Source organism: Ferrovibrio terrae (genome assembly GCF_943371255.1).
GTDB lineage: Bacteria > Pseudomonadota > Alphaproteobacteria > Ferrovibrionales > Ferrovibrionaceae > Ferrovibrio > Ferrovibrio terrae_B.
Window position 1 is genome coordinate 1 of sequence record NZ_CALRUC010000184.1, and the last position, 4763, is coordinate 4763.

The window sequence follows — 4763 nt, forward strand, 5'->3', positions numbered from 1 at the left end:
AAGCGCGCGCGGCTTCAGGAGACTTTTATGCGTCGCCTCTTCTCATGGCTGAAAATCGGCCCCCGGATTTACCTCGTCATCGCCATCATGGCCCTGCTCACCACCGGCATCGGCTGGATGGGCATCTACTCGATGGACCGCTACGAAGACCAGAGCAACCAGATGGGTGCGCTCAGCGAGCGCGCCCTGATCAGCGAGCGTGTACTGGCCCGCATCATCAATACCCGCGGCATCACGCTGGAAATCTATGCGGCAGAGGACGGCGAGAAGCTGAAGGCGCTGATCGAGGCGATGAATGCCGAGATCGGTGCTGTCGAGAAAATCCTGACCTACTGGGAAAGCCTGCTGCCGCCGGAAACCCAGAAGACCTTCGGCGAGAGCGTGAAGGCGCCGCTGCAGGCCTATTTCACCAACCGCCGCGCCATCATCGCCACCGTGCAGAGCGACGGCGTTGAAGCCGCCCGCGAAATCGGCCGCGCACCGGCCGTGCTGAAGCAGCGCGATGGCGTGATCGAGACCCTGCGCAATGCCGCCGAGCGCAACGCTAAGGCGGTCGCTGAGATGAACGACAAGCTCAGCGACTTCTACCATGTGCAGCGCCCGACCATGATCTGGACCACGGTGATCGGCCTGCTGCTGGCCGTGCTGCTGGCTGCCGTGATCGTGATCGTCACCATCACCCGGCCGATCACCCGCATCACCGGCACCATGGGCAAGCTGGCCGATGGCGACCTGGGTGTTGCCGTGAACGGCGCCCAGCGCACCGATGAGATCGGCGCCATGGCCAAGACCGTGCAGGTGTTCAAGGACAACATGGTGGCGCGTGCCGAAGCCGAGCAGCAGATCGAAGCCCAGCGCCAGCAGCAGGCCACCGAGCGCGACGCCCGCGAGGCGCGCGAGCGTGCCGCCATCGCCGAGATTTCCGAACTGTGCGACAAGATCGCCAGCGGCGACCTCGACATGCGGCTGAACGAAGCCGACAAGGATGGCTTCCTGCTGACCATGAGCCAGAAGCTGAATGGCCTGGCCAGCATGCTGAAGACCATGACCGGCGAACTCGACACCATCACCGCGGCGCTGGCCGATGGCGATGTGACCAAGCATGTCGAGGGCAACTATGCCGGCGTGTTCGGCACGCTGAAAGACAGCGTCAACCGCATGGCCCATACGCTGAAGGATTTCGCCGGCCGCCTGCGCAATGCCTCCTCGGCGGTGCGCGATGCCTCGGGTGAAATCTCTGCGGGCAGCCAGGATCTGGCCAGCCGCACCGAAAGCCAGGCCGCCTCGATCGAGGAGACCGCCGCGTCGATGCATGAGATCACCGCCACCGTGAAGCAGAATGCCGACAATGCCCAGGCCGCCAACCAGCTCGCCACCGTGGCGCGCAGCACGGCGGAAAAGGGCGGTCGCGTGGTGACCGATGCGGTGACCGCGATGAACGGCATCGAGCAGAGCGCGCAGAAGATCAGCGACATCGTCGGCCTGATCGACGAGATCGCCTTCCAGACCAACCTGCTGGCACTGAATGCCAGCGTGGAAGCGGCGCGCGCCGGCGAGGCCGGCAAGGGCTTCGCCGTTGTCGCCCAGGAAGTCCGCGCGCTGGCGCAGCGCTCGGCCTCGGCGTCGAAGGACATCAAGGGCCTGATCCAGGAGTCGAATGCGCAGGTGCGCAGCGGTGCCAGCCTGGTGCAGCAGACCGGCAGCAGCCTGGACGAGATCGTGGGTGCGGTGAAGAAGGTGGCGGATATCGTCGCCGAGATCGCCGCCGCCTCGCGCGAACAGGCCACTGGCCTCGACCAGATCAACACGGCCGTGGCCAGCATGGACGAAACCACCCAGCGCAACGGCGCCCTGGTGGAAGAGACCTCGGCGGCGGCGCAGGCCCTGTCGGGCCAGGCCCAGGAACTGGCCGATCTGGTCGGTTTCTTCCGCACCGGTGAAACGGCGGTCGCCGCGGCCAGCAAGAGCAATGTGGTGACGGTGAAGCCGCGCGCCACAGCCAAGCTTGCGCCGCCTGCGACAACACGCCCGGTTACAAAGCCGGCCGCGCGCGCTAAGTCAGCCCCTGTCGCCATGACCGTTTCCGGCAACACCGCGCTGAAGGCCGAAGGCGACACCTGGGAGGAATTCTGAGATGAGCAGCGAATATCTGACCTTTGCCATCTCCGGCCAGGATTACGGTGTCGATATCCTGAGCGTGCGCGAAATCCGCGGCTGGACCAAGGAAACGCCGCTGCCGAATGCGTCGACCAGCGTGCGCGGCGTGGTCAACCTGCGCGGCGAGGTGGTGCCGATCTTCGATCTGCGCGTCCGGCTCAATGCCGATGCGCCGCCGCCGACGGCCAATCACGTGGTGATCATCGTCGAGGCGCAGGCCGGTGTGTATGGCCTGCTGGTCGATGCGGTGTCGGATATCGTTTCGCTGGATGAGGCCGAGCTGCAGCCGGTGCCCGATACGGTGGCGGATGCCGAGCATGGCTTCCTCACCGCGCTGGCCGCGCGCGAGGAACGCATGGTGTCGCTGCTCGATCTCGACCGCCTGGTCGAGGGCCGCACCGTGACGGCTGCGCTGAATGCACCCGAGACACCCCTGCTGGATGCTGCTGCGTAACAGTACGAGTGAGTAAGAGTATGAGTACCAGTACAGAGTCAGAGTAGCGTAAGAGTACAGCATCCGCAGAGGCGGAAGGCGGGCGCCCAGGTATTGATCCTGGCGTCCGCCTTTTTCTTTGCCTGGCTTACTTCACTCTGAATGGCAGATTCGCCGTGGCCGCCGCGCCCTTGCCGTCACGCACGGTGACGAACAGGCGGTAGTGGCCGGGCTGCAGCCCGGTGATGGCGGCGCCTTTCGGGCCGGGGTCGCGCACGGCCTGCGGAAACACCGGCGGCACCGCTTCGGCATCGCCAGAGGTTTTCAGGTCGGTGCTTTCGGCCATCACCTGCCACACCACGCCGACCTGGTCGTTGTCGGGATCTTCCACCGCGATCTCGGCGCGCACGGTCTGGTCCTTGTTCCATTCATTGCCCTGCGGAAAGCGGAACAGCGAAATGCGCGGCGCGCGGTTGCCCTGCGGCGTGTTGCCGCCCCAGGCTGCCGCCATCGCCTCGGCGGTTCTGGTATATTCGCCACCCTGCAGCAGCAGACTGTGCCAGGTTGGCGTCACTTCCTGCTTCTGGCCCCAGTAGAACACGATCTGGCCCTGCACTTCGGGCTGCAGCGCGGTGAACCAACGCGACAGCATCGCCGCCTTTTCATCGCTGCTGGGTTCGATCGCAGCACCCCAGGGCGTGCGCTTGGCCTGCCACTGGCCCATCGGGCCCATCTCGGTGACGATCAGCGGACCCTTCCAGCCCTGCGCGCGCACACGGCCGGGCAGCGAGGGCAGGGCGTCACCATAGGAGTTGACGCCAAGCACCTGGATGCTGGGCGCATGGCGGCGCAGGCGCACGACCTTGTCATTGCCGGCCTCGGCCAGCACCGCCATCGTCGGGTGATGGTGATCGAGCCGGCGCACGATCTTGGCCGCCTCCTCGATACCGGTCCAGACCTGGCTGTCATCGGCCAGTTCGGCCTCGACCTCGTTGCCCAGAGCCCACATCAGCAGGGCCGGGTGGTTTTTGTAGCGATTGACGAACTCGGTGAGCTTCTGCAGCTGCGGCCCGACCTGGGCGAGATCGCGGTAGCTGAAGCCGCGGCGCGGATGTTCCAGCCAGAAGCCGGCGATCACCTTCAGGCCGACCTTCTGCGCCTCGTCCAGCACATAGCCGGTTTCATCGCCATAGGTGCGCACCGTATTGGCGCCGAGCTGCTTGAGCAGGCCGAAGCGGGTCTGGCCGGCGGCGCCGACCACGGCAAAGGGCTTGCCATCGACCAGCAGGCCATCGCGGTCGACCACCACATTGGCGGCAGCGGCAGGGTGCGACGCCAGGAGCGGCGCAATGAAGCACAGGGTAAGCAGGATGCGGAGCATGGCGTGACTCATGCCGGGAAGCCCCGGAGCTTGCAAGCGCTTTGAGGCAGCCGCGACAATCCCTGTGTGGATAAGCTTGGATGCCGCACCGGATCAGTCCGCCGGCGCCCCGATGCTGGCGGCCGGATCGGTCTTGCGAGCGGCTTGCACCGGGCCGCCGCGCAACGGTGTCTCGCGCAGGAAGACAATGATGCCCAGCGCCAGGGCCGCGATCCCGGCGCCAAGCCAGAACACGGTGTGGAAGGCATCGGTCAGCGCCAGGCCGACAGCATCGCGCAGCGCCGGCGGTGTCGCGGCCAGGGCGGCCGGGCCGGCGCGCAGCAGCTGCACCGCCGGTTGCGGCCCGAGGGCTTCATGGCCCGGCAGGGCGGCAATCAGCTGGTCGAGACGGGCGATCAGCACGGCGCCGAACAGCGCCACGCCGAACGAGCCGCCCATCGAGCGGAAAAACGACACCGAGGCGGTGCCGACGCCGAGGTCGCGCTGTTCCACCGAATTCTGCACCGAGATCAGCATCACCGGCATGAACAGGCCGATGCCGTAGCCCGACAGGCCCATATAGATGCCGGTGAGCCAGAGCGGCGTGGCGGCGGTGATGGTGGCGAGCAGCAGCATGGCGGCCAGCACCATGCTCATGCCCAGCACGGGGAAATGCTTGTAGCGGCCGGTGCGCGACACCAGCTGGCCGGCGGTGATGGCGCCCATCACGCTGGTGCAGGTGAGCGGGATCAGCATCAGGCCGGAATCGCCGGCCGACATCTGGTAGATCATCTGCAGCACCAGCGGCATGAA

At 66.3% G+C, this 4763-nt stretch carries 3 protein-coding genes and 1 pseudogene; 2 read left to right on the plus strand and 2 right to left on the minus strand.

Annotated elements, in window-relative coordinates:
- The first annotated feature begins 27 nt into the window (after positions 1–27).
- Both AAG799_RS22325 and AAG799_RS22330 read left to right on the plus strand, forming a co-directional pair.
- Positions 28–2133 (plus strand): methyl-accepting chemotaxis protein, encoded by a 2106-nt coding sequence (locus tag AAG799_RS22325; RefSeq protein WP_341899281.1) that lies wholly within the window; start codon positions 28–30, stop codon positions 2131–2133.
- A 1-nt stretch (position 2134) separates the two neighbouring features.
- On the plus strand, positions 2135–2611 hold the full coding sequence (locus tag AAG799_RS22330; RefSeq protein ID WP_341899283.1) for a chemotaxis protein CheW: 477 nt from the start codon (positions 2135–2137) through the stop codon (positions 2609–2611).
- Between the two features lie 127 nt (positions 2612–2738).
- On the opposite strand, the gene AAG799_RS22335 is transcribed toward AAG799_RS22330, so the two are convergent.
- Together AAG799_RS22335 and AAG799_RS22340 are read right to left on the minus strand one after the other, a co-directional pair.
- The gene (locus tag AAG799_RS22335; RefSeq protein ID WP_341899284.1) at positions 2739–3971 is read right to left on the minus strand and encodes a glycoside hydrolase family 2 TIM barrel-domain containing protein; all 1233 of its coding nucleotides are present in this window, start codon (positions 3969–3971) and stop codon (positions 2739–2741) included.
- A gap of 93 nt (positions 3972–4064) precedes the next feature.
- Positions 4065–4763 (minus strand): annotated as a pseudogene (locus AAG799_RS22340) (MFS transporter); the annotation flags it as partial.

What these genes read in the sequence shown, in the direction of transcription:
- AAG799_RS22325 (WP_341899281.1), top strand. Translation starts at nt 28, where the DNA reads ATGCGTCGCCTCTTCTCATGGCTGAAAATCGGCCCCCGGATTTACCTC.
- AAG799_RS22335 (WP_341899284.1), bottom strand. Translation starts at nt 3,971, where the DNA reads ATGCTCCGCATCCTGCTTACCCTGTGCTTCATTGCGCCGCTCCTGGCG.
- AAG799_RS22330 (WP_341899283.1), top strand. Translation starts at nt 2,135, where the DNA reads ATGAGCAGCGAATATCTGACCTTTGCCATCTCCGGCCAGGATTACGGT.